The organism is Halobium salinum (genome assembly GCF_026586625.1).
Lineage (GTDB): Archaea > Halobacteriota > Halobacteria > Halobacteriales > Haloferacaceae > Halobium > Halobium salinum.
Genome location: NZ_JAODIW010000004.1, coordinates 64,798 through 88,473, shown reverse-complemented (window position 1 = coordinate 88,473; position 23,676 = coordinate 64,798). Strand labels below are relative to the sequence as shown.

Here is a 23,676-nt window from a genome sequence, read left to right as displayed (position 1 = left end):
CCCACCCTCAGCGCAGGCTCGCCCGAACACAGAGGAACGTCGGCTGTCGAAGCCGCTTCTCGTAGGACTCGGGCTTCTTCTCCTCGAACGTCGGTCTCGGTCTCGGCTCGACCACCTCCTCCAGTGCGAAACCGTTCTCGAGCAGCGGGTTCAGCGTCTCCGCGAACGGGCGCCGATAGAACGGGACTTCGACCGCTTCACCGTCGGCCGACCACTGCATTCGCTCCTCGGCCGTCTCGAAGTAGTTCTCCGGCTCGAAGGCGAGATAGTCGTCGAGCGGGTGGTGTACCGAGACGACGAGGAAGCCGGCGGGTCGGAGGACGCGAGCGAACTCCCCGAACACCGTACGCCAGTCCTCGAGGTAGTGAAGCGCGAGGCCGCTCACGATGCCGTCGAAGGAGTCGGCCGCGAAGTCGAGGGACCGGGAGAGGTCCGCCCGGCGAACCTCGGCGCGGTCACCGACTCGTTCACGCGCTCGGGCGACCATTTCCTCGCTCGCGTCGACGGCGACGACGTCGGCGCCACCGTCGAGCAACCACTCCGCATAGCGCCCGTGGCCACACCCGGCGTCGAGGACTCGCTTCCCCCCGACTGATGGAATCAGCTCGGTCGTCGCCGGAAACTCGAGGTCCGCGCAGTAGGGGTCGGTCTCCCGTGTCCGATACGTCTCGGCGAGCCTGTCGTACGCGGTTTCGGCGTCGGTTCGTCCGTCGGAGGTCACGGAGTGTGTCGGTGTCCGGCCCGATGTGTAACGCTTCCGACTCCGAGAACGCCGGACACCCCGAGGAGAATCGCCCCACCAAATATCATCGCAATATCATAAGCTGCGGGTGGACGGGGACGACACTCTGTATAGCGACATACAATTTAACTGTCCGAGGACGACCGTAGAAACCCTACCGGAGTTTTGAATTTACTCCGTATACTGGGTCGGGAGCAGGGAGTAGACGTTCGCTTCGTACGCCTCGCGGACGCTGTCACCCCAGCTGTGGGTGTAGGTGTCGATGATATCGTCGGCCACGTCGCCGCGGAGGTACTTCACGACGCCGCGGTCCCCGGTCCGGTCCCGGAGGTGGGTGGTGAAGAAGTGTCTGAAGTAGTGGGGGGTGACGTTCTCGCTCGCGCCACCGCCCGTTCGGTGCCAGCCGAACTCTCGAGCCTTGCGTTCGACGACCCCCCGGACGGTCTTCGGCGTGATTCGCTCTCCCCAGCCCTCGCTCGTGCCGACGAAGAGGGGCTCGGCGGGCGAGAGCGCGTCCGGGCGGATAGCGAGCCAGCGCACGAGGACTCGTGTGAGTTCGTCGTCGACCGGGATGACGGTGCCGCGTTTGCGTTTGTTCGACGCCGTTCGCTCCTCGCCGTTGACCGTCGCGCCGACGCTCGGTTCGGCGGCGACGTACAGCGAGTCGGGGCGTCCGTCGAGCTGTGAACGCCCGCCGAGGTCGTAGGCGGCCGAGACCTCGGGATTCGACAGCGCGAGGTCCCGGAGGTCGAGGTTGCAGAGCTCGCCGACACGCATCCCCGTCTTGAGGAGGGTGACGACGAGCGCTCGGTGGAGCGGGTGCGAGAAGGCGGCGACGAACTCTCGCATGGCGGGGATGGTAATCTCACGTCGGGTCGGGTCCTTGTCGACGGATTCGTCGAGTTCCTCTACGACGAGCGCCATCGGGTTGGCGTCGAAGACGCCGACCTGGGTCATGTAGGCGTAGAAGCGGTGGAGGTAGGCGGCGTAGGTCGCGACCGTGCTCCCGGCCACGTCACCCCGGAGGCTGTGAATCCAGGCCATGCAGTGGCGGTGGGTCGCATCGGCGGGTTCGACCGCTCGGCCGGAGGGGTTTCGTTCCGGGTCGACGAGGAACGATTCGAACCGCCGGAGCACCCGCTCGTAAGCGTCGCGAGTGCGGTCGGTCTTCCCGTGGTAGACGAGGTCCTGGAGGAAGTAGCCGACCGGGTCGTCCGGGTCGTCCGCGACGGGGGCACTAGCGCCCATCGGTCACCACGTACCCGCCGTGCCGTCCGCTGTATCGGATTCGGTCCTCTCTCTGGAGGGAATCGAGGGCCTCGTCGAGGCGGTCCTCGAAGTCCCCCGAGACGGCCTCGAGGAGGGCCTCCCAGGAGAGCGCTTCGGGGGTCGATTCGAGGGTCGTGAGCACCCGCTCTTCGAGCCCGTCACCCCCGGGGTCTGTAGGGGGAGAACGGCCCTCCGCCTCGCCGAGTTCGAACCCCCGGCGACCGGCCTGTACCATGCTGCGAACGAACTCGCTCTGGGACATCTCCAGCCGTTCGGCGTGTGCTTTCCACTCGGCTTTCTGCGCTTTGGGTACGTAAGTGGACACTTCGGTGCGCTCTGTTCCCTCGCTCATCTCTCGTCCGGTCCTCTCGACGACAGGACTTGAATCTACCCCCAGAGAAGCCGATAAGTGGTCTTATCTCGCACTATGACAGTCGACTCGGTGCGGAGACGCAAACTAATCTCGTATTGAAGGGTTACCTTATCCCCTATTTGCCTTCACGATACGAGATAGAAATAGACGGTTCCGTTGGCCCCGCAGGGTCAGAATCAGTGTCCGTCGCACCCGAATCGGTCGAAGTACCAGAAACCAGACACTGATTCGCGGAGAGGGAATGCTCCGCTGTTGGTCGTCCATCGAAGCCTCACGACACCGGCGAGTCGGCGGCATCAAACTCCGTGTCCGACCCCTCGAACGGAGGCTTCGGACCGAGTCGTCCAGGCGACGATATCACGTGTGGGATCGGTCACGATGTGCGCCCAAATCGGACCGATACGAACGGCGAAAGCGACGGGAATATTTCGACACCTTCGCATATAATTGAAAAAGTAAACTACGATACTAATACACAATAGTTCGACCCGACTCTACCGGAATCGTTCATCTATATCCAGGTATATCGGTGTGGAATTATTGTCGTCCTCCGATTCGAACCACACAATATTCCAAACGAATAGTTCTGATATGATTGCCCTTCTCGCTCCGAGGCCTCCTCGCTCGCACAGGACTGTTCGCCCCCTCCGACGAGACCCCCTCGACCACGCCAACGACCCTCCAGACGGAGGACGCTCTCACGGACTGCCCCGTCGGACCTCACCCGGGAGCGCTCCGTCGAGGTCGCAGGGCACGCGGCCGCCACTGGCACCCTGCTATCGGGCCGTCACACCGTTCGGCTCGTCGTCCGACGACGGGGTCGCGCTCTACGAACGGAGCGGACAGCGGCTCTCACAGGCCCATGGAGTTAGCGTCGCCGTCGGCCGGAGAGTCGGGGAGTCCTCGGCTGAGGTGTGTCGAGCGCCCGCGGCAACGCCGGCAGTCGTCGACAGCGACGTGTGTACACCGAGGGAGCCGTGAGGCGGTCTTCGTGGCTCTCTGAACACTGGCGGTCGAATTCTCTCCCGATGCTGTGAGCGGCGGTAGAGGCGCTTGAGAACGAGTCTCGGTCGGCCGAGTACGACCGTTCCGTACGACCTCGACACGACGACCACAGAGCAGGGCGGTCGTGTGCGTGTCCGTCGGGTCGAGTGTCGACAATCTCCCTGTTCGACCGAACCGAACCCGGACGCAAGGCGGACCGCACGAGTGGGTGGCTCGGACTTCGTCGTCCGACCGACGACAGTTTTCCGAGGCCGTCTCGACGACAGCATCCCCGGCACGAAGTGACAGTGGAATTCAACACCATCCTGTGGACGCAACCCCTGGGGTGTCGGTAGTGAGAACCCATCTCCGTGACCCGCCACTTACCGTGTCCGACCCAGCTCCGTCGTGGCCCCCAGGTCGGAATATGGTTCGACTATTGGTACCGTGGAACGCGAAACTCGCCGAGCCCGGTCGGCTCGGCAACGACCCGATAGTCGCCGCGCTGTGTCGTCTTCCGACGACCCAGTCGAACTGATTCGACGTCGCTTTCGTCGGTAGTCCCCGCGGGTCCACTCGATTAGAGACCGACCGGTTCTTGGTCGTTGGTCTCCGGCCGGTTCCACGAAGGAATCGACGCTCCGACCGACGAGGGCACGCTCCCGCTCGTCGCTTCCGGTTCGACCGGATTCTGTCCCCGTCGAGGCGACGGATAGTGTCCGAACGCGACCTCGTAAATCGAATGTCGCTATACACAACGTCGGTTGCCCGAAGTGGAGAGCCGCAAAGAGGAACGTCCGCGAACCGACCGCTTCGTCGCGTCTCGGCGGCGAACTCGACGGCAGGCGGCTCGGCCGGTTCGTTCGACTCGTCCGACTCGTTCGATTACGCGATTCGTTCGTACGCCCGTGAGCCGAACTCGACGCCGGGTCGGCCGAGTACGGAGGCGACCAGTAGTCCGGCGCTGTAGGCGGAGGGGTCGTGGGCGGCCGCTCGGCCGTAGGAGGCGATAGCGCCTGCCGACCACGTACTGTCTTCGAGAAGCTTCCACGCCCGGAAGTGATGGGTGCTCGCGAGCGCCTTTGCCCGAACCGTCGGTGCGCGTTCGGCGTACAGGTCGTCGTATTCCTCGATGATCTTCCGGCGCCCGTGGTAGACGCCCATCGACTTCCCGCGGGAATCCTCGATGACCCCCCGGTCGACGAGCGGCTCCTCGACGAAGTCGAACTCGGTGCGCCGGGCGAACTCCACCATCCACCGCAGGTCGTCCGCGCCGGGACTGTCCTGCATCGGACAGATGCTTTCCACGAGGGAACGCTCCGTCAGCATGGTCGTCGTCTGACAGGGGTAGAGCGTGAACGCGAGCGCGTGGTCGAGCACGTTGCCACGTACGTCCGGATTCGGCGAGGCGAGTCGCCCGTCCTCGAACTCCATCCCGCAGTAGACGACCCCCACGTCCGGCGACCGGTCGAGCAGGTCGACCTGGCGCTCCAGCTTCTCGGGTTTGAGTACGTCGTCGTCGTCGAGGAACTGGATGTAGCGCCCGGTGGTCTCCTCGGTTCCGACGGTGCGGGCCACGTTGGCGCCGCGGTTCTCCTCGAAGCCGACGTACGGCACGTCGAACTCCTCGGCAACCGGTTCGGCGTGGCGTTCGCCGGAGTCGTCGACGACGACGACCTCCACCTCCTCCGGAGCCAGGGTCTGGGCTTCCACGCTCTCGAGTGCCTCGTGCAGTCGGTCGTTCCGGAAGTGCGTCGGGACCACGACCGAGACCGTCGGTCGCCCCTCCGCGTTACGGTCGGGCATGGTTCAACACTTGACCCCCGGTGGGTTAGCTAATCGGGGGTTACCCGACAGGAGTACCGTGGTATTCACCCGTTTCGACCTCTCGTCCGACCGCCTTCCGGGTCGCCGAACGGGGCGGCCGGCCCGTGGTCGCACCCCGTCGCGACGGGCCGGTCCCCCACTCCGTCGTGTCCCGGGTCGCTACCGGCTCACCGCGTCCTCACCGGCTCGGCTCGCCGGGGGAACGTCCGTCACTGCCCGAGATGCGGGAACGAGTCGTGATCCCGAGCCGAGAGACGGTCCTTGATTCCCGGTGCGCGGTTGTGATCCCGGTTCGGTATGTGGTAAGTACTAATACGCCGTGCGTGCGTCGGCCCGGATAAGACTCCTCTCCGGGTCGCTCACCATGTCCGAATCCAGACCGATTTCACGCCGACGGAAACTCGAGGCCCTGCGCCGCGTGGCCGCCTACCGACCGGCGGTCACCGCGGGCATCGTTCTCCTGAGTATCGCCGCCGCGTTCTTCGAGGGGGTCGGGATCGGCTTCCTCGTCCCCATGATCGATCTCGCCAGCGGGGGCGAACTCGGCTCCGCCGGCGGTATCGTCGGCGCGTTCGAGCGGGTGTACACCACGATCGGCGTCCCCTTCACCATTGAGACGGTGATCCTCGGGGTCGCCGGGGCCATCTCCGTCCGGTACCTGCTCTCCTTTCTCGTCGACTGGCTGAAGTTCGCGCTGCGGACGTGGTACATCCAGTCCCTGCGCGAGGCCGCCTTCGACGGTGCGCTGGACGCCAGGGTCGCCTACTTCGACGAGCGCGGCTCCGACGAGGTGCTCAACACCATCATCACGGAGTCCCAGTACGCCGGCCGCGTCATCCGCGACGTGGTCACGGTCGTCCGCGAGTCGTTCATCACGCTCGTCTACCTCGGCGTCGCGCTGTACGTCTCGCCGGAGTTGACGCTCGTCACGATGGGCGTGCTCGTCGTCGGCGTCTTCGGGATGCGACACCTGTTCGAATCCGGCTCCTCGGTCGGCGAGCGCGTCGCCGACGCCAACCGCGAACTCCAGCGCGTCGTCCAGGCCGGCACGCAGGGCATCCGCGAGGTGAAACTGTTCGGCATGCGCGGGGACGTTCGCTCGTCGTTCGACGAGGCCGTCTCGAATTTCACGTCGTCGAACATTCGCCTCCGACGTAACGAGGTCGCCATCAAGAACGCCTACAACCTCGTCGCCGCGCTCACCGTGTTCGTGCTCGCCTACCTCGCGCTCGCGGTGGCGAACCTCAACTTCGCCAACCTCGGCATCTTCCTGTTCGCCATGTTCCGACTCGCTCCCCGCGCCAGTTCGCTCAACAATCTCGTTTACAAGGTCGATGGCAACCTCCCGCACCTCGTCGGCATCCAGGAGTTCACGGAGGAACTGCGCGGGCGCGAGGAGCCCGACGGCGACGGGACGAGCGCCCCCGACCCCATCGACGAGGTCCGATTCGACGACGTCGACTTCTCCTACGGCGACGACACCGTGCTCGACGGGCTCTCCTTCGACGTCTCCCGCGGGGAGTTCGTCGCGTTCGTCGGCCCCTCGGGCGCCGGGAAGTCCACCGTCGCGGCGCTCCTCTCCCGGTTCTACGAGCCGACGGGCGGGGCGATTCTCGCGGACGACGTGCCGGTCTCCGGCATCGACGTGGACGAGTGGCGCGAGTCGGTCTCCGTCGTCCGCCAGGACCCCCACGTGTTCAGCGACACCCTCCGCTACAACGTGATGGTCGGCAACCCCGACGCCACCGAGGAGGCGTTCGAGCGCGTCTGCCGGGTCGCCTCGGTCGACGAGTTCGCCGAACAACTCCCCGACGGGTACGACACCGAACTCGGCGACGACGGCGTCCGCCTCTCCGGGGGCCAGCGCCAGCGCGTCGCCATCGCCCGCGCCCTGCTGAAGGACGCCGACGTGCTCGTGCTCGACGAGGCGACCAGCGAACTCGACACGGCGCTCGAAGCGAAGGTCCACGCGGGCATCGAGGAGCTCGGCGACGACCGCGCGCTCGTCGTCATCGCCCACCGGCTCTCGACGGTGCGCAACGCCGACCGCATCCACTACCTCGAGGACGGCCGCCTCGTCGAGACCGGTCCCCACGCCGAGCTTCTCGACGCCGACGGCGCCTACGCGAACCTCTACCGGCGACAGGCCAGACCGGAGGGTGAAGGGCCCTCCGTCGCCGACGGCGTCACGAGCGACTGACCGGCGTCGCGTCTCCTCCGTTCGAACGGTTCCGACAGCGTCCCACCGGCGAGCGGGCGTAGCTGTCCGAACGGCGACGGTGCGAAGCGGACGCCCCCGGTGCCCGACCTCGAAGGGGGATCGAGGCGAAACGGGTCGCCGGCGCTCGCGTCGGCGCTTGGAACGAGCCGCCGAGGCCGATCCTCCGTCGGGGAGTATCGCTCCGAGTCGCGAGCGCGACGCTGGGGCGTCGACGCACGATCGGATCTGTTCGGCCGAGTAGAGGACACCGCGTCCGGCGGACGGCTCCGGTAACGGTCGTCCGAACGCCGTCGTCGACCCCCCCGGACGCCGCCGTCGGCCTGCTACCGCGTCGACGACAGGTTTCGCAGGCCCCGCAGGTCGGGGTGGTCGTCACCGACGGAACTGTCCGTCCCGGTGCCGCCCGCCGCGGCCGCGTCCCGGTGGGTCATCCACTCCGGGTGGCGCGCGTAGACGACGACCGGGATCGCCTCGACCCCGAGCAGCGTCGCCATCGCGTGGCGGTGTCTCCCGTCGACTAGGAAGAACTCCCCGTCGCGACCGACGTCGACGGCGATCTCGTTGCGGATAGCGTCGTCGAACACGCGGTGATCGGTCTCCCCCGCCGCCGCGAGGTCGAGCTGCGAGCGGAATGACTCGGTCGAGAGTCGCGACCAGAGCGCGTCCATCCGCTCGCAGCGGGCCAGTACGTCCTCTCGGGAGGTGCAGTCGTGCCACACCGCGGTTCCGTCCTCGACGATGTCGCTCGCGACCGCGACGAGATCCGTCTCCACCCACGGGACGCCCTCGGTGAAGTGGGCGTCGAGGGAGCGAAAGAGGACCGTCTCGTCCAGCCGGTCGGCGTGATAGATGCATGCCGAGGGGTACTCCTCGGTGTCGACCGCCGCCGGCTGGCGGTCCCAGTCGTCGGTGACGACGGTGCCACACTGGTCGAATCGGTCCTCCCACGGCGGGTACGGCCGACCGGTCGGACGGACGACGTCGGCCGGGTCGACCCACCGGATCGCGTAGGGCCGAACCGGCGTCTCGAACCCCCCGACCACGACCGCATGACGCTCGGCGTACCACTTCGCGAGCCGCCAGTAGGGGCCGCGAGGGAGGTGCGGCGAGAGACGGCTTCGCACCGCGCCAAGCACTGCCAGGTGGGGGACCGTCCCGGCGACGGGCCGCCGCTCCTCGGCGTCCGCGGTGACGGAGGCGGTCGGGTCTGTCGTCGACACGCGCCACGCTACGGAGGGGTATATACTAACTATGCGGCTATTATCCCGTCGGTACGAAACCGTATCTACTCGGTAAGGGCTCGTTTATCCACTCCAGAGTCGGTCTCAGACCTCGATGGCCGTCTCCAGCGCGTCGGCGGTGAGACGCTCGACCGCGCGCTCGACCGCCGGCGACGACTCCGCGGCGTTCTCCATCAGCACCGTCTCGCTCGGAAACAGCCGGTCGCCGAGGACGAGTCCGTGGTCGCGGGCGGTCGACCCCGTGACGGTGAGGTAGACGCCGAGGCCCGATTCGGCGATGGCGGCCTCCTCCTCGGCGCCCTTCCGGGGGTAGACGAACTCCGCGTCGCCGACGGCGTCCGTGCCGAGCACCGCCTCGACGAGCCGCTCGTAGCGCGGCGAGATACAGATGGGGCCGTCGTAGCCGGCGACGAAGGAGCGGTCCAACTCGGCGCCCGGCGGGAGCGTCTCGGGGGTCGCCATCAGCGTGTGGTACACCGTATCGCCGAGCCCGGTGACGACCCGAACGTCGGTGTCGCGGGGGTCGATTCGGGCGTTCACGTCGCCGAGGTCGTCGAGCCCTTCGGCCTGCAGGCCGACGACCTCCTCCAGCACGAGGTCGGCGCTGTCGAAGCCGAGGCCGAACTCGTGGGTACGCAGTGCGCGGAAGGGTTCCTCCCGGCCGACGAGGTGGAGCGAGACGCCGCCGCAGTCGACGACGGCGCTGTCGAAGACGACGCGTCGGGGTTTCCCCTCCCGGTCGTCCCGGAGGAGGGTGTACTCGGGGGCCGCCGGGTCCGAGAGGTCGCTGTAGTCGGCGAGGCGTTCGTAGACGTTCCGGTCGGTGGTCTGTTTTCCCTTCGTCACGGCCTTCTCGTAGCGCAGCGTCGAGGAGATGTCGTCGACGAGATGGTCGAGGTCCGCCGTCGTCGCGAGACGTTCGAGCACCGCTTCCAGCGGTCGCCCCTTGCGGGGCACGGCGACGGGGACGGGGTCCGTCATTGTCGGTGTCACGAGGTCGCGGCCTAAACCGATTGTGTTTCGGGCAGTCTCCGACGCTGTGTGGGCTGGTAACGGGCGTCTCCCACCGTCCGCGGCCGCGATGTCCGGACTCGTACCGACCGCGGTCTCCGGACTCGCCGCGGCCCGTCCCTGTCACTGCGGTGTGACGTGCCACAACCCCTATGAGCGCTCCCGGCGCACGTCGGGATACATGTCGGACACCGGTGGTGGGGCCGAGGGAGATACGGGGCCGGCGGAGTCCTTGTACGACCTCGTCGTGGACATCGTGGTGAAGGGGCTGACCGTCATCTTTCCGTTCGTCGTCACCATCTGGGTGTTGAAGACGGCGTTCGGCATCGTCGCCGATGCGCTCGGCCCGGTCGTGTTTCTACTCGAACGGTTGGGCGTCGTCGCCTGGGTCGAACAGAACGGGTTCATCGCGCTACTCATCGAGGTCGGTATCTTCTCCGACGTGGCGTCGTTCACGGCTCAGATCGTCGCCGTCGTCGCGCTGATTGCCGTCGTACTCGTCGCTGGCACCATCGCCAACGTGCGCTACGGGGACCACCTCATCGACTTCTTCGACTACTTCGTCGGCGCCATCCCGGGCATCGGGGCCATCTACAACAGCTTCCGACAGATGGGCGACGCGATGCTCGAGAGCGACGTGGAGAACTTTCGGTCGGTGAAACTCGTCGAGTTCCCCCACGACGGTATCTACGTCATCGGCTTCGAGACCGCCCAGTCGCCGCCGACGGTCGGCGAGGCGGTCGGCGAGGACGACGAGATGGTCACCATGTTCCTCCCGCTCGCCCCAAATCCGGTGATGGGCGGCTTCCTCACGCACATCCCGCAACATCGCATCAGCGACGTAGATATGACCGTCGAGGAGGGCGTCCGAAGCATCATCACGAGCGGAATGGCGACGGGCGAGGAGGCGTCGGCCGCCTCCGACGACTCCATCGACCCGAGCGAACGAATCGCGGACCTCGGCGTCACCGCCGAGGACCTCCCGTCGCTCTCGAACCGGTTCGAGCAGAGCGGCGACGGCGACGACGGCAACGGCGACGACGGCGGCGACGGGTCGTCGGACGACACCCGAACGACCGAGAGCAGGTCGACCCGACCGGACGCCGAAGACGCCGAAGACGCCGGAGGCGCCGGAAACGCCGGAAACGACGATAGCGCCGGACGGTTCGACAAAGACCGGGAGTGAGTGAACGCGGCTCCCGACGGTACCCGGTCGTCTCCGTCACCGAACGCGGCCCGATGCTGTACGAGTCCAGTACCGGTCAAAAAAGTCCGTCCGCGAACCGATAGACCGCCGAGGCGGGCTCAGTTGTCGCCGTCGTCCTCGCCGCCCTCGTCGCCGCCACCGAACGCGCTCCCGAGGCGGTTCCGAAACTCCTCGAGGGCCTCGATTTCGGCCCGGAGTTCGGAGACCTCCCCTCGGAGGTCGTCCACGTCGCTTCCGAGGTCCGCCATCCCTTCGTCGAGGCCCGACACGTCCTCGTCGACGCGGGCCACGTCGTCGCCGAGACCGGACACCTCGTCGTCGAGACCGGTCACGTCCTCGTTCAGGTCGGATACCTCGTCGCTTAGCCCGCCGACCTCGTCCCCGAGGTCGCTCACGTCCCCGTCGACGCGGGCTACCTCGTCGTCGACCCGCTCGTGAACGTCGACCACGTCGCCGTCGAGGGTCGCGAGGTCTTCACGAATCTCGCCGAGTTCCTCGTCCACGCGGTCGAGCCGGCGCCGACCGGCGCTCACGTCGGCCTCCACGCCGTCGAGGTCGCCACGGAGCCCCTCACGCTCCGCCGCGGCCACGTCGAGGTCCGCCGCGAGGTCCTCGACGGTACCCGAGACGTTCTCGACCTCCGCGCGCAGGTCGGAGATGACCTCCTCGCCGGTGCCCTCCTCGTCGAGGAAGGTCTCCAGGGCGTCGGTGTACGCCGCGAGGTCCTCGACGTTCGACTGCAGGCGGCCGAGGCGCACGTCGACGCTCGACGGGACGCCGCCGAGGTCGAGCTCCTCCTTCAACAGAGCGAGGTCGTCGTCGCCGACCGACCCCTCGCGAATCTCGGTCGCCAGCGCCGCCGCGACCCCGCCGGTGCCGACGGCCGGCGCGGAGGTCGGCCCGGGAGCGTCGGACGCCGGCTCGCCGTCGACGGTTTCGACGCCGCCGGTTCCTTCGTCGTCGGTCTCGGCCTCGGTACCGACTTCCGCGATATCCGTCTCGACCGTCGTGACGGCGCCGACCTCGTCACCGTCGGCCCCGTCCGCGTCGACGCCCGCGGCCGACTCGTCCGCGCTCGACGCGTCGACCGCCTCCACGGCGTCGGGTCGCTCGACCACGACGGCCGTCGCGTCGGCGGCGTGTTCCCGCGGGCCGGACGAGGGCTCCTCGGTCGTCGCATCGGGCTCGGACCCGTCGAGGTCGAGGTCGAGCGGGTCGTCGGCCGACGGCTCGTCGAACTCGGCGTCCGGAGCGGCCGGCGAGGCGTCGGCCTCAGCCTCGGCTTCGGCACCGGGTTCGGGGTCCTCGAAGTCGAGGTCGAGCGGGTCCGAGCCCGACGACTCCTCGCCGCTCGGGGCGGCGAGCGGGTCGACCGCGCCGTCGGTCGTCGCCGCCGCCTCGGCCCCACTCTCGACTGACTCCGCCGCCAGGGGGTCGGCCGTGTCCTCGGCCGAACCGGGGTCTTCGAGGTCGAGCGCGGGCGCGTCGCCTTCTCCGCTCTCGACGACTTCCGCGTCCGCCTCACCGTCCATCCCCGGCACGCTGTCGCGTTCGCCGGAGACGATGTCGCGGACGACCTGGTTGTTGTCCTCGCCGACGATTGCCTCGACGGCCGCCTCCGGGCCCGCGTCCTCGTCGCCGCCTTCACCCTCGTCGAGCACTTCGAGGAACGGCTCCTCGACGAAGTCGGCCCCGACGGTGTCGACGCCCTCCAGTCGGACGCCGTAGACGGTCGTCACGGACTCCGCCGGGTCGAGCGTCCGCGCGTACTCGACGCGCTGGTCCTTGTAGGCGGTCCAGTTCTCGCTGTCGAACTCCGGGTGGAACCCGACGCGCTTCATCGGGAACCCGTCAGGAATCCGGTCGGTCAGTCGTACGTCCACGGCGTCCTCGTCCGTCGACCGGACGACGAACTTCACTGCGGGCACCGGGAACTCCTCAGCCTCGAACGTCTTCTCCACCGTCACGCGGCCCCGCTCCACCGTCACGGGGGCGCCGTCTTCGGTCCCTCCACTCATGAGCCATACATTCCAGACACGATATATAAATCATCCGCCGAAATTATCGCACACAAAGAGCGTCGTCGACGGAGACGGGTCGCAGCCGAGGACTCCCGGCGGGGCAGCCGAGCCCACATCGCGGCTGCGGCGTGGTTTCGCGGTCCGAACCGGGACTACAGTTCGATACGGTCGCCGATTTCGACGATTTCGAGGCGCTTCGGGTACTCGTAGCTGCGCGCGTGGTGGTGCAGCACCGACGGGTCCGCGGTCAGGCCCTTCCACATGTCCCAGTGGGAGGGGAGGAGTCGGTCGGCCTGCAGGTCGCTCGCAGCCTTGACGACCTCGTTCTCCGTGGAGTACCACTTCGTCCGTTGGGGCTCGCCGGTCTCCTTGTCGGGGACGTTACCGATGGCGCCGAACGCGAAGATGCCGAGGTCCACGTCGTAGCGCTCGCCCAGGTCGGCGAACAGCTCCGCGGGCTTGCTGTCGCCGGCGTGAAAGAGCGTCCCGGCAGCGTGTTCGACGACGTAGCTCACGGGGTGCGTGGAGTCGGGGTCGTGTGCGCCCTCGACGTGGACGACGAACTCGCCGACCTCGAAGGAGTCACCCTCCGTGACCTCCTCGAACTGGTCTTCGCGCACGTCCCAGCGGCCGGTCCAGTCCTCCTCCTCGCGGGCGACGGCGAGGCTGTCGTCCGGCGCGTACAGCGACGCTCCCGTGTTCGCGAGGATAGGCGCCTGACTCGGGCCGTGGACGTGGTCGGTGTGCTCGTGGGTCGCGAGCACCGCGTCCGCGACGCCGACGTCGTGTGGGTCGAACGGCACCGGAATCATCCGGACCGTCCGCGGCGGGTCGCCCGTCCCGAGGTAGGGGTCGATGTAGAGGACCGTCCCCTCGGCGCCCTTCAGGACGAACCCGTTGCAGCCGAGATACCAGACGGCGACGGTCTCGGGGTCGGCCGCTTCCACCGCACGCGGGAGCCAGTCGCCCCAGTCACTCGTGGTCATGGTTCCCCCTGCGGTGCGCTGCGGGCTAAGCGTTGTGGACGCGGCTGGGACGCTCGGGACGCTCCGCGTACGCGTCGGGACGTTCCGGTGAGAACAGTGACCGATATGCTCACACGCGTGAGGAAATACTTCGTCGGTGAGAGTGGCCGCAACATACAGGTAGGTGTACGACGTGACATGTTCCACGATGGCCCGACCCCGCACAAAGAGTCCCTGCGCCGACTACGCCGAGATGGTCCGGACGATGGGCTCCGCGACGCCGCGGCCGAAAGCACGACTCACGTCCCCCCCGGGTGGACGCGGGAGCTGAGACCGGCACTGGCGAAGGACGACCGCCTGACGACGGCTCCCACCGACGAGCACCGAGAGTGACGCGAGCGCCACACGACTTTTGCTCACAGCGCCCTCCACAGGCGGTATGGACGAGCGACTCGCCTCACTCGCCGACGAGGTGCGCGCGGCCAACACGGTCGTCGCGTTCACCGGCGCGGGCGTCAGCACCGCCTCGGGAATCCCCTCCTTCCGCGGCGAGGACGGCGTCTGGAAGACCCAGTTCCACCCGAACGACTTCAGCTACGGCCGCCTGCTGTCGAAGCCGGCCGGGTTCTGGACCGACCGCCTCGCCCTCCACGAGGCGATGTACCCCGACGACGCCGCGCCGAATCCGGCCCACGAGGCGCTCACGGCGATGGAGTCGGCCGGCCGCCTCTCGGCGGTCGTCACCCAGAATACGGACGGACTCCACCTCGCCGCCGGCTCCCGACGCGTCGTCGAACTCCACGGCAACAACTCGCGCGTGGTCTGTCTCGACTGCGGCGAACGCTCCGACGCGGCCGCGGCGCGGGCGCGGGTCCGCGACGGCGACAACCCGCCGCACTGTGACTGCGGCGGACTCCTGAAACCCGACGTGGTGCTGTTCGGCGAGTCACTCCCCGAAGACGAGATGGCCGAGGCCTCGCGGCTCGCCCGCGAGAGCGACGTGTTCCTCGCCATCGGCTCGTCGCTCACGGTCGAACCGGCCGCGTCGTTGCCGACGACCGCGGCCCAGAACGGTACGCTCGCCGTACTCAACCGCGAGGAGACGCCCGCCGACCGCCACGCCGACTACGTGTTCCGCGAGGACGTGACCGACCTCCTCCCGGCGCTCGCGGACACCGTCGTTTAGCCCCCGTCGCCGCGTCCGTCCTCGCCCCGTTCGTCCCCGACTCGGTCGTTCCCGGCCCGCTCGTTCTCGACCCGCTCGGTCACGTCCCGGGAGGTGATGACGTAGCCGCCGATGCTCGTGTCGGTCCGGTTGCTCCCGACGGCTTCGAGCCAGCGCCACGAGCCGTCCGCGTGCCGGAAGCGGAGCGTCATCCGGTCGGTGACGAACCCGGGTTCGTCGATGACGCTGGTGAACGTCTCGAACGCCTCCTGTCGGTCGTCTTCGTGGATGTACTCGAAGACGTTGTCGCCCACGAGGGCGCCGTCGCTCCACCCGAGGACGCGCTCGGCGGACGGGCTCTCGTAGGTTATCTCTCCGCTCTCGTCGAGGACGGTGAAGATGTCCATCGAGTGTTCGATGAGCGCGCGGAACCGCTCGCGCGCCCGTCGTTCCGCGGTCGCGTCGCGGACGGAGCCGAGGACGGCCGGCTCGCCCCGATACGTCACCGTCGAGACGCTGAACTCGCAGTGACGCACGTCGCCGTCCTTGCGGAGAACACGCGCGGAGTACTGCGACGGTGCCGTCCCGTCGCTGGTACGGCGTCTGCCGATGTTCCTGACGCGCTCGCGGTCGTCCGGGTGAACCAGGTCGAACACCCCCATCTCGTACAGCTCCTCCCTCTCGTACCCGGTTATCTCGCACGCGCGCTCGTTGACGAACCGGAAACGTTCCCCCTGGTAGATGTAGATGGCGTCGTGGCTCCCTTCGACGACGGTCCGGTAGCGTTCCTCGGTCTCGCGATGGGCGCGCTCGCTCCGGGCGTGTTCGACGGCGTTGACGACGCGGTTCGCGAGCACCGTGTACTGGTCCCGGCCCGTCTCCTTCTGGAGGTAGTCGGTGACGCCGGCCGAGATGGCCTCGCTGGCTATCTCCTCGCTCCCCTTCCCGGTGAACAGCACGAACGGGAGGTCGGGTTCGCGCTCGCGGACGGCCCGGAGGAAGTCGAGCCCGTTCATCTCACCCATGTCGTAGTCGCTGACGACGCAGTCGACGGGCGGTCGCGTCGCCTCCGACCCCCGCTCGTCGAGCACCGCCAACCCCGCGGGACCGGACGTGGCTTCCACGGCCTCGATGCGTGGTTCGACCCGCTCGAGGTAACTCCGGGTGAGTTCGACCAGCGCGGTGTCGTCGTCGACGAGCAGGACGCATATTCGGTCGTCTCCGTTCCCCCTGTCCGCGACTCCCCGGCGTTCCTTCATCTGGCGCATCTTTACAGCTCTCTGGTAAGAATCTGATTGTCATCTGGCTACCACTAGGTGTGGACGGCTCCCTCCCGGGGCACCCGAAACGCGTACGATGTCGGTCTCCCTTCACCGTCCGACTGGCGACCCGGGTGGTCCTCGCGGCGACGGTCGGAATCACGCCGTTGTCGGCTCCGAGGGACGGTTTCTCCGTCGGCGGGAGCTTCCGTGTCCGCCGGCTCGATTCCCGAACCCTCGATTACCTCCTCACTAAACACGACCGCGAGATGCGCACACAGAGTTACGGCCACGGCCGTCGGAGAGTTCCCATGCGCGTGAGCGTCATCGGCGGCGGCACCGTCGACCGGGCGACGGCGACGACCGCAGAACGGGTCGGCGAACTACTCGGCGAGCGGAGCCACACAGTCGTCTGTGGTGGGCTCGGCGGCGTGATGGAGGCGGCCTGTCGCGGGGCCAAATCGAAGGGTGGGGCGACCGTCGGCATCCTCCCGGGGGAGTACCGCCAGCAGGCGAACGAGTACGTCGACGTGGCAATCGCGACCGGACTCGGCCACGTCCGGAACGGACTCGTCGTGATGAACGGCGACGCCGTCGTCGCGGTCGACGGGGGGAGCGGGACGCTCTCCGAAATCGGCTTCGCGGGCGTCTTCGACCGGCCGGTCGCCGGGCTCGGGAGCCACGAGGTCGTCGGCGTCGAACCCGTCGACTCCCCCGAGGACGCCGTCGACTACGTGGAGTTCGAGGTCGCACGGCGGTGAGTCGCGGTCGCACGAGGGTCGCGTCGCGGCTGCGACGACCCGCTCGTTACAACGGCTCGTCGCCGTCGATGATTCGCGTCGCCCGCTCGCCGAGCGCCGGGACCCCCTCGCGCATCTGCGGATAGAGGTCGTCGTCCGCGTTCCCCTCCAGATGGCGCCGGAAGAACATCTCACCCAGCGCCGCGAGCTTGAAGACGGCGAGCGTCCGGTAGAAGCGGTCGTGTTCGTACTCGATGCCCGTCGCCGCCTCGTAGCGTTCGACCAACTGGCGTCGGGTCGAATACCCCTCGCGCTCGGTGAACGTCGGGTCGAGCTCCGAAATCGCGGGCGGGTCGCCGGGGTCGCGCCAGTGGGCGAGGAACCAACCGAGGTCCGTCAGCGGGTCGCCGAGCGTCGACAGCTCCCAGTCGAGCACCGCGGCGACCTCCGGCGGCGTGCCGGGGGCGACGACTACGTTGTCGAGCTTGAAGTCGCCGTGGACCAGCCCCGACGGCGGGTCGCTCGGGACGTTGTCGGTGAGCCACGACAGGGTGTCGTACAGGGCGGGAACCTCGCGCTCCTCGGCCGTGCGGTCGAACGCCCACGTCAACTGTTCGCCCCAGCGCCGGACCTGCCGCTCGGTGAACCCGTCGGGGTAGCCGAACTCCTCCAGCCCGACCGCGGCGGGGTCGACGGCGTGTATCGCCGCCAGCGCGTCGACCAGCCCCTCCCCGAGTCGCTCGCGGTGGTCCGGCGTCGTGAGCCGTTCCGGCTCCTCGGACCGGAGTACGTCGCCGGCGACACGCTCCATCACGTAGAACTCGGCGCCGAGGACGGCGTCGTCCTCGCAGGCTAACAGGGTCCGCGGCACCGGCACCGGCGTGTCCTGAAGCGCGTCCATCACCCGGTACTCGCGGAGCACGTCGTGGGCGCGTTCGGCGGTCTCGCCCGGCGGCGGACGGCGGACGACCAGTTCGCGCCCGCCCCAACTGACGAGCAGCGTCTCGTTCGAGTGTCCCTCGCCGAAGCGTTCGACGGAGAAAGGGTTCGCGCCGGCCGCGGTGCCGGCGTCGTCGCCGCCCTCGTCGTCGACGGCATCGAGTTGGGTTGCGAGGTACGCACGGAGGCGGTCGGGGTCGACGAGTCGCGCGAGGTAGCCGGAGACCTCCCGGTCGGTTCCGTCGTCGCGGGGTGTGTCCTCGGGGGCCATGGTCGTACCGTGGAGGGGCGGTTACGAATAGGTCGGGGTCGACCGTGCTCACTTCCGCCCTACTCCGAAGGTAAATGTGCTATGTTAACAATAAACATACTATGGAGTACTTCGTCACCGGCGCCACGGGGCTCGTCGGCACCCACGTCGTGGGAGAACTGCTCGATGCGGGCCACGAGGTCGTCGCCCTGACGCGCTTCCGGTCGAACGCGGACCATCTCCCGGACGCAGTACGAGTCGTCGAGGGTGACATCGCCGAGAAGGAACAGATGCGCGAGGCGATGCGGGGGGTCGACGGCGTGTTCCACATCGCGGCGTGGTTCTACGTCGGTCCGGGCCCCAAGAACGTCGACACTGCCGAACGAATCAACGTCGAGGGGACGCGCAACGTCCTCGAGCTGATGGACGAACTGGACGTGCCGAAGGGCGTCTACACGAGCACCGTCGGCGTCTTTCCGGGGACGAGCGGCGCCCGCCTCGACGAGACCGTCACTCCGGACGAACCGACGGCCGCGGTCTACTTCCGAACGAAGTGGCAGGCGCACTACGAGGTCGCGAGACCGATGATGGACGAGGGGCTACCGCTGGTCGTCGTCATGCCCGGCGCCGTGTACGGTCCGGGCGACAAACTGTACGGGTCGGCGCGCAGCGCCTTTCGGAGCTACCTCACCGGCGACCTCCCGATGGTACCGAAGCGTTTCACGATTCCGTTCGACTTCGTCGGAGACATCGCACGGGCGCACGTCCTCGCGATGGAGGTGGGGACCCCAGGCGAGGAGTACATCGTCGCGAGCGAGCCGCGAACGCTCCCCGAGGTGTTCGACTGCGCCGAGCGAATCACCGGGATTCGGGCACCCCGGCCCGTTCCGGACGCGGTGTTCGGGGCGCTCGCGAACGCCATGCGAGTCGTCGAGCGGGTCGTGACGCCGCCCGAGGGGTACGAGTCCGAGATGCTGGAGTTCTTCGCCGGTAAGCAGTTCCAGGTGGACAACGCGAAGGCGAAACGGGAACTCGGTCTCGAACACCGGCCGCTGGAGGACGGGCTACGCGAGTACCTCGCCTGGGAGCAGGCCCAACTCGAGACGGAATCCGAGCAGAGACGAGCGCGAAGAGCGGTGCAGTGACGAAGGCCCGTCCGAGTCGCTCCCGGCGAAGGCGTCTCGTCTGACCCGTCCGGTCTCGGAACCCTTCCGCCTGCCGTACACCTTTCACCCCCACGGCCCATGGCCCGTCATGGAGTACCACGACTCGGCGGAAGCCCGCGAGTTCGCCGACCGCGTCCGGACGTTCGTCGACGAGGTCGTGATTCCCGTCGAACGCGAGCACCTCGGCGACGGCCCGGCCGACGACGGGACGGTGGCCGACCTCCGCGCCGAGGCGAGGGAGCGCGACCTCTACGCCCCGCAGGTGAGCGAGGCGTGGGGTGGCCTCGGGATGGCGTTCGACGACGTGCTCCCCGCCTTCGAGGCGGCGGGCCGGAGCCTGCTCGGCCCCGCCGCGCTCCGCGTCGACGCCCCGGACGAGGGGAACATGCACCTGTTGGAACTCGTCGGCACCGACGAGCAGCAGGAGCGCTGGCTCCCGGACCTCGTCGCCGGCGAGACCAGTTCGGGGTTCTCGATGACCGAACCGCTCCAGGGCGCCGGGTCGGACCCGAAGATGATGCGCACGCGCGCGAGGCAGGAGGGCGACGAGTGGGTCGTAGACGGCCACAAGTGGTGGACGACCGGCGGGAGCGAGGCCGACGTGCTCGTCGTGATGGCCCGCACCGACCCGGACGCCCACCCCTACGAGGGCTGTTCGCTCTTTCTGGTCCCCGCTGACGCCGACGGCGTCGAAATCGAGCGCGACGTACCACACCTCGCCGACGGCGTGACCGGCATCGGCCACGCCGAAATCGTCTACGACCGGGTGCGCGTCCCCGACACCGCCCTGCTCGGCGAGGAGAACCGCGGGTTCGCGCACGCCCAGCAGCGCCTCGGTCCGGCGCGGCTCACCCACTGCATGCGCTTCTCCGGGATGGCCGACCGCGCCCTCGAGGTCGCGAAGGCGTACGCCTCCGAGCGCGAGGCGTTCGGCTCGTCGCTCTCGGAGAAGTCGAGCCTCCGCCACGAAATCGCCGACGCGGAGACGCGCCTCCACGCGGTTCGGACCGTAGTTCGAGACGCGGCCGACAGAATCGCTCGCGACGAGGAGGCCCGCGTCCCGGTGTCGATGGCGAAGCTGTTCGCCGCCGAGGTGACCAACGACGCCATCGACACGGCCCTGCAGTACTGCGGCGCCAACGGCATCGGCAAGGACCTCCCGCTCGCCGACTTCTACGCGGCGGTTCGACAGTTCCGCATCGTCGACGGCGCCGACGAGGTCCACCGGCGGGTCGTCGCCCGCGACGCCTTCTCCGACGTGGACGAAGGAGCCATCGAGGGCATCACGCGGTATCGGGGCGGGGAGTGAATCACAACGACGTCCATCTGACACGTACCCTCGGCGTGTAGAGCGCGAGACGCGACGGCCGACCGTTTGGCACGGGCCGGGCACCTTCCGTATACAACCCCCGCCGGCCTCCTGACACCGTACCTCTCCCACCAGCGGGCCTCCCCCACTTATCACGATACCACCCCACGACCATCGTATGCCGACAGACCAGTTCAGCGTCAGGGACCAGACCGTCGTCGTCACCGGCTCCTCGAGCGGCATCGGCCGCGCCATCGCGGAGCGCTTCGCGGCCGACGGCGCGAACGTCGTCGTCTGCTCGCGCGAGCAGGAGAACGTCGACCCCGTCGCCGAGGCCATCAACGAGGGGAACGTCGGAGAGTTCAGCGGGACGCCCGAGGGTCTCACGAACGACGGCGCGACCGACGTCGACGCGGTGCCGGGGAGCGCAATCGCCGTCGAGTGCGACGTGCGGGAGCGCGACGCCGTCGACGCGCTCGTCGAGGCCACCGTCGAGGAGTTCGGCGGCGTCGACACGCTGGTCAACAACGCCGGCGCGTCGTTCATGGCCCAGTTCGAGGACATCTCCGAGAACGGTTGGCACACCATCGTCGACAGCAACCTCACCGGCACCTACCACTGCTCGCAGGCCGCCGGCGAGGCGATGCGAGGCGACGGCGGCGGGAGTATCGTCAACCTCTCCAGCGTCGCCGGCCAGCAGGGTTCCCCGTACATGAGTCACTACGGCGCGGCGAAGGCCGGCATCATCAACCTCACCACGACGCTCGCCGCCGAGTGGTCCCGCCACGGCATCCGCGTCAACTGCATCGCGCCCGGCTTCGTCGCCACTCCCGGCGTCGAGTCCCAGATGGGCGTCTCCGCGAGCGACATCGACCGGACGGACGTCGACCGCCGGGTCGGCACGAGCCAGGAGATCGCCGACGTGGCGCAGTTCCTCGCCAGCCCCGCCTCGTCGTACGTCGTCGGCGAGACGGTCACCGCCGGGGGCGTCCCGCAGGTGATGGAGTCGCCGGAGACGTAATCCGAGGCTACCGCGGCGGTGAATCACACCCCGCAACTTGTAGCGGTCGCGGCTGTAGCCGAAGTCGAGAGCCGATTATCGCCCACTTTTACTGTACCCGGTGGGTAGGTGTACCTAATTCAGTATGGGATTCTTTTCACGGCAGCTCTCCGCAATCGAGTTCTCCCGCCGGAACCGACTCATCATCTACTATCTCGTCGGCCTGACGGCTCTCGTCAGCTTGTATGCCGTAATCTACAACGTCGCGCTGGCGCGGTTGGAAGGCGTCGACCAGTCTATCTTCGCCTCGTTCGAGTTCATCGTCCAAACGATGACGACGACCGGCTACGGGCAGGACTCCGGCCTCTGGAGCCATCCGCTGATGTTCCTGTTCGTGTCGTTCGCGCAGATTTCCGGCATCGGAATCGGGTTTTTCACCCTCCGACTCATCATCATCCCCTTGTTCACCGGGGCCGAGGTCAACTTGGACGACCGACTCACGCCGAAGCAGGACCACGTCATCATCTGTGAGTACCGACGTGACTCGGCCGTACTTCTCGACGAACTCGAAGAACTCGGGATCGAGTACGTCCTGATTTCCTCGGACGAAGAGAACGCCAAGGACCTCTCCGACGCGGGCTACTCGGTCATTCACGGCTCTCCGCAGGACCGGGGAGCGTTCGAGCGGGCGAGTATCGACACCGCTCGGGCAGTCATCACCGATACCGGTGATGCGAACGTGAACACCATTCTGACGGTGCGGTCGATAGACCGCCATCTCGACATCATCGCACTCACCGACGACAGCAGTATGCGAAGTGCGCTGTTGGATGCGGGTGCAAACACCGTGTTGTCCCCACACGGGGTGCTCGGACATCGACTCGCCGAGAAGGTGGTCTCGTCGTTCAGCACGGACCTGACGGACACTATCGAGCTCGGCGGAGAGTTAGAGATCACGGAGATTCCGATTCAGCACGGGAACAGATTAGTCGGAACACGGATACGCAACTCACGAATCAGAGAGGAGACGGGTGCTAACATCATCGGTGCGTGGATCGACGGTGAACTGCAGCTTCCACCCCATCCGGACGCGGTTATCCGCTCGAACACGGTGTTACTCCTCTCGGGACCCCACGAGGCGCTGGAGGCGTTCAGTGAGTTCACACAGCCGTCCCGAACGCTCCGTCGCCACGACCGTATCATCGTTGCCGGACAGGGCGAGGTTGGGCAAGCCGCACGAGAGGTCGTCGTCGAGGAGGGGCTCGACGTCACGACGATCGACGTCAGAGACCGCGACGGTGTCGACGTCGTCGGTGACGCGGGGTCGGAGGAAACCCTCGAAGCAGCCGGAATCGAGACTGCCGGAGCGATCATCGTCGGGCTTCCGAACGACTCCGAATCGCTCCTCACGACGGTGTTGGCACGCTCGCTAAACCCCGATATCGAGATACTGGTCCGACTGAGCGATACCGACGCGACGCGGAAGGCATTGAGCGCCGGCGCCGACTACGTCCTCTCGGTCCCGCGAGTGAGCGCTCGGATGGTCGCGAGAGAGCTCCGCGGTGAGGACATCCTGACTCCGGCGAGTCAGGTTCGGCTCCTTCGCGTGCCGGCGGAGCCGCTGGCCGGGTCGACCCTCGCAGAGTCGGGGATCTACGAGAAGACGGGGTGCCGCGTGATCGCCGTCGAAGACGAGTCCGGATTCAGTAGTACGATCGACCCACAACGGCGGTTCACCGGCGACGAACGCATCGTCCTGGTCGGTTCGGACGAAGCAGTCCAGCAGTTCAGAAAGCAGTTCGACGTATCACCGGTCAAAGAACAGGAGTGAATCGGGAGAGGCGGGACTGAGCAGGGGTCCGGTCCCTACCGGGTCAATCTCACTAACGAGTGTCGGGGCTGGACCTCCGGCTACGACAGAGGGCGTTGGACTCTTCGGACGAACGCCGGCTGAGGAGGCTATCTAGACGGTACCGGTTCCCCTTCC

The 23,676-nt window shown here is 67.6% G+C and carries 18 protein-coding genes; 8 read left to right on the top strand and 10 right to left on the bottom strand.

Translation table 11 applies throughout. The features are described from left to right. Window positions 1-7 precede the first annotated feature (7 nt). From N5095_RS00455 to N5095_RS00440, 4 genes are all read right to left on the bottom strand, one after another. Entirely contained in the window at window positions 8-721 is a 714-nt protein-coding gene (locus N5095_RS00455; RefSeq protein WP_267619862.1) for a class I SAM-dependent methyltransferase, read from the bottom strand. Window positions 722-913: 192 nt separating this feature from the next. Further along, window positions 914-1,990 carry a tyrosine-type recombinase/integrase gene (locus N5095_RS00450; protein WP_267619861.1) on the bottom strand — a complete coding sequence of 359 codons (1,077 nt, stop codon included), beginning with the start codon at window positions 1,988-1,990 and terminating at the stop codon, window positions 914-916. After that, window positions 1,980-2,363, bottom strand: coding sequence for a DUF5805 domain-containing protein (locus N5095_RS00445; protein ID WP_267619860.1), 384 nt, complete (start codon window positions 2,361-2,363; stop codon window positions 1,980-1,982). Before N5095_RS00445 ends, N5095_RS00450 begins: the two co-directional genes overlap by 11 nt. 1,890 nt (window positions 2,364-4,253) lie before the next feature. Continuing rightward, the gene (locus N5095_RS00440) at window positions 4,254-5,174 is read right to left on the bottom strand and encodes a glycosyltransferase family 2 protein (protein ID WP_267619859.1); all 921 of its coding nucleotides are present in this window, start codon (window positions 5,172-5,174) and stop codon (window positions 4,254-4,256) included. A gap of 385 nt (window positions 5,175-5,559) precedes the next feature. On the opposite strand from N5095_RS00440, the gene N5095_RS00435 reads away from it, so the two are divergent. Further along, window positions 5,560-7,395 (top strand): ABC transporter ATP-binding protein, encoded by a 1,836-nt coding sequence (locus N5095_RS00435; RefSeq protein WP_267619858.1) that lies wholly within the window; start codon window positions 5,560-5,562, stop codon window positions 7,393-7,395. Between the two features lie 344 nt (window positions 7,396-7,739). Here N5095_RS00435 and N5095_RS00430 read toward each other — a convergent pair whose 3' ends face one another. Together N5095_RS00430 and N5095_RS00425 are read right to left on the bottom strand one after the other, a co-directional pair. Further along, the gene (locus tag N5095_RS00430; protein WP_267619857.1) at window positions 7,740-8,636 is read right to left on the bottom strand and encodes a ParB N-terminal domain-containing protein; all 897 of its coding nucleotides are present in this window, start codon (window positions 8,634-8,636) and stop codon (window positions 7,740-7,742) included. Window positions 8,637-8,741: 105 nt separating this feature from the next. Then, entirely contained in the window at window positions 8,742-9,638 is an 897-nt protein-coding gene (locus tag N5095_RS00425) for a phosphoribosyltransferase HisG-related protein (protein WP_267619856.1), read from the bottom strand. 211 nt (window positions 9,639-9,849) lie between these two features. Here N5095_RS00425 and N5095_RS00420 point away from each other — a divergent pair, with 211 nt between their 5' ends. Next, entirely contained in the window at window positions 9,850-10,854 is a 1,005-nt protein-coding gene (locus tag N5095_RS00420) for a DUF502 domain-containing protein (RefSeq protein ID WP_267619855.1), read from the top strand. 119 nt (window positions 10,855-10,973) lie between these two features. On the opposite strand, the gene N5095_RS00415 is transcribed toward N5095_RS00420, so the two are convergent. Together N5095_RS00415 and N5095_RS00410 are read right to left on the bottom strand one after the other, a co-directional pair. After that, entirely contained in the window at window positions 10,974-12,893 is a 1,920-nt protein-coding gene (locus N5095_RS00415; protein WP_267619854.1) for a hypothetical protein, read from the bottom strand. Window positions 12,894-13,048: 155 nt separating this feature from the next. Continuing rightward, the gene (locus N5095_RS00410; RefSeq protein WP_267619853.1) at window positions 13,049-13,882 is read right to left on the bottom strand and encodes an MBL fold metallo-hydrolase; all 834 of its coding nucleotides are present in this window, start codon (window positions 13,880-13,882) and stop codon (window positions 13,049-13,051) included. 418 nt (window positions 13,883-14,300) lie between these two features. Between N5095_RS00410 and N5095_RS00405 the strand changes: the two genes are divergently transcribed. Then, the gene (locus tag N5095_RS00405) at window positions 14,301-15,047 is read left to right on the top strand and encodes an SIR2 family NAD-dependent protein deacylase (protein WP_267619852.1); all 747 of its coding nucleotides are present in this window, start codon (window positions 14,301-14,303) and stop codon (window positions 15,045-15,047) included. Here the strand turns inward: N5095_RS00405 and N5095_RS00400 are convergent. Then, entirely contained in the window at window positions 15,044-16,285 is a 1,242-nt protein-coding gene (locus N5095_RS00400; RefSeq protein WP_267619851.1) for a PAS domain S-box protein, read from the bottom strand. The two genes, N5095_RS00405 and N5095_RS00400, sit on opposite strands and share 4 nt — an antisense overlap. A gap of 311 nt (window positions 16,286-16,596) precedes the next feature. Between N5095_RS00400 and N5095_RS00395 the strand changes: the two genes are divergently transcribed. Further along, entirely contained in the window at window positions 16,597-17,046 is a 450-nt protein-coding gene (locus tag N5095_RS00395; RefSeq protein WP_267619850.1) for a TIGR00725 family protein, read from the top strand. Between the two features lie 46 nt (window positions 17,047-17,092). Here N5095_RS00395 and N5095_RS00390 read toward each other — a convergent pair whose 3' ends face one another. After that, entirely contained in the window at window positions 17,093-18,235 is a 1,143-nt protein-coding gene (locus N5095_RS00390) for a phosphotransferase family protein (RefSeq protein WP_267619849.1), read from the bottom strand. Between the two features lie 101 nt (window positions 18,236-18,336). Between N5095_RS00390 and N5095_RS00385 the strand changes: the two genes are divergently transcribed. The 4 genes from N5095_RS00385 (at window position 18,337) to N5095_RS00370 (ending at window position 23,520) form a co-directional block, all read left to right on the top strand. Then, entirely contained in the window at window positions 18,337-19,359 is a 1,023-nt protein-coding gene (locus N5095_RS00385; RefSeq protein ID WP_267619847.1) for an NAD-dependent epimerase/dehydratase family protein, read from the top strand. A gap of 109 nt (window positions 19,360-19,468) precedes the next feature. Beyond that, complete coding sequence (locus tag N5095_RS00380) at window positions 19,469-20,689, top strand: acyl-CoA dehydrogenase family protein (protein WP_267619846.1); 1,221 nt, start codon at window positions 19,469-19,471, stop codon at window positions 20,687-20,689. A 178-nt stretch (window positions 20,690-20,867) separates the two neighbouring features. Continuing rightward, a complete protein-coding gene (locus N5095_RS00375; RefSeq protein ID WP_267619845.1) occupies window positions 20,868-21,710 on the top strand; it encodes an SDR family NAD(P)-dependent oxidoreductase in 843 nt (280 codons plus the stop codon). Window positions 21,711-21,834: 124 nt separating this feature from the next. After that, entirely contained in the window at window positions 21,835-23,520 is a 1,686-nt protein-coding gene (locus N5095_RS00370; protein WP_267619843.1) for an NAD-binding protein, read from the top strand. Window positions 23,521-23,676 lie beyond the last annotated feature (156 nt).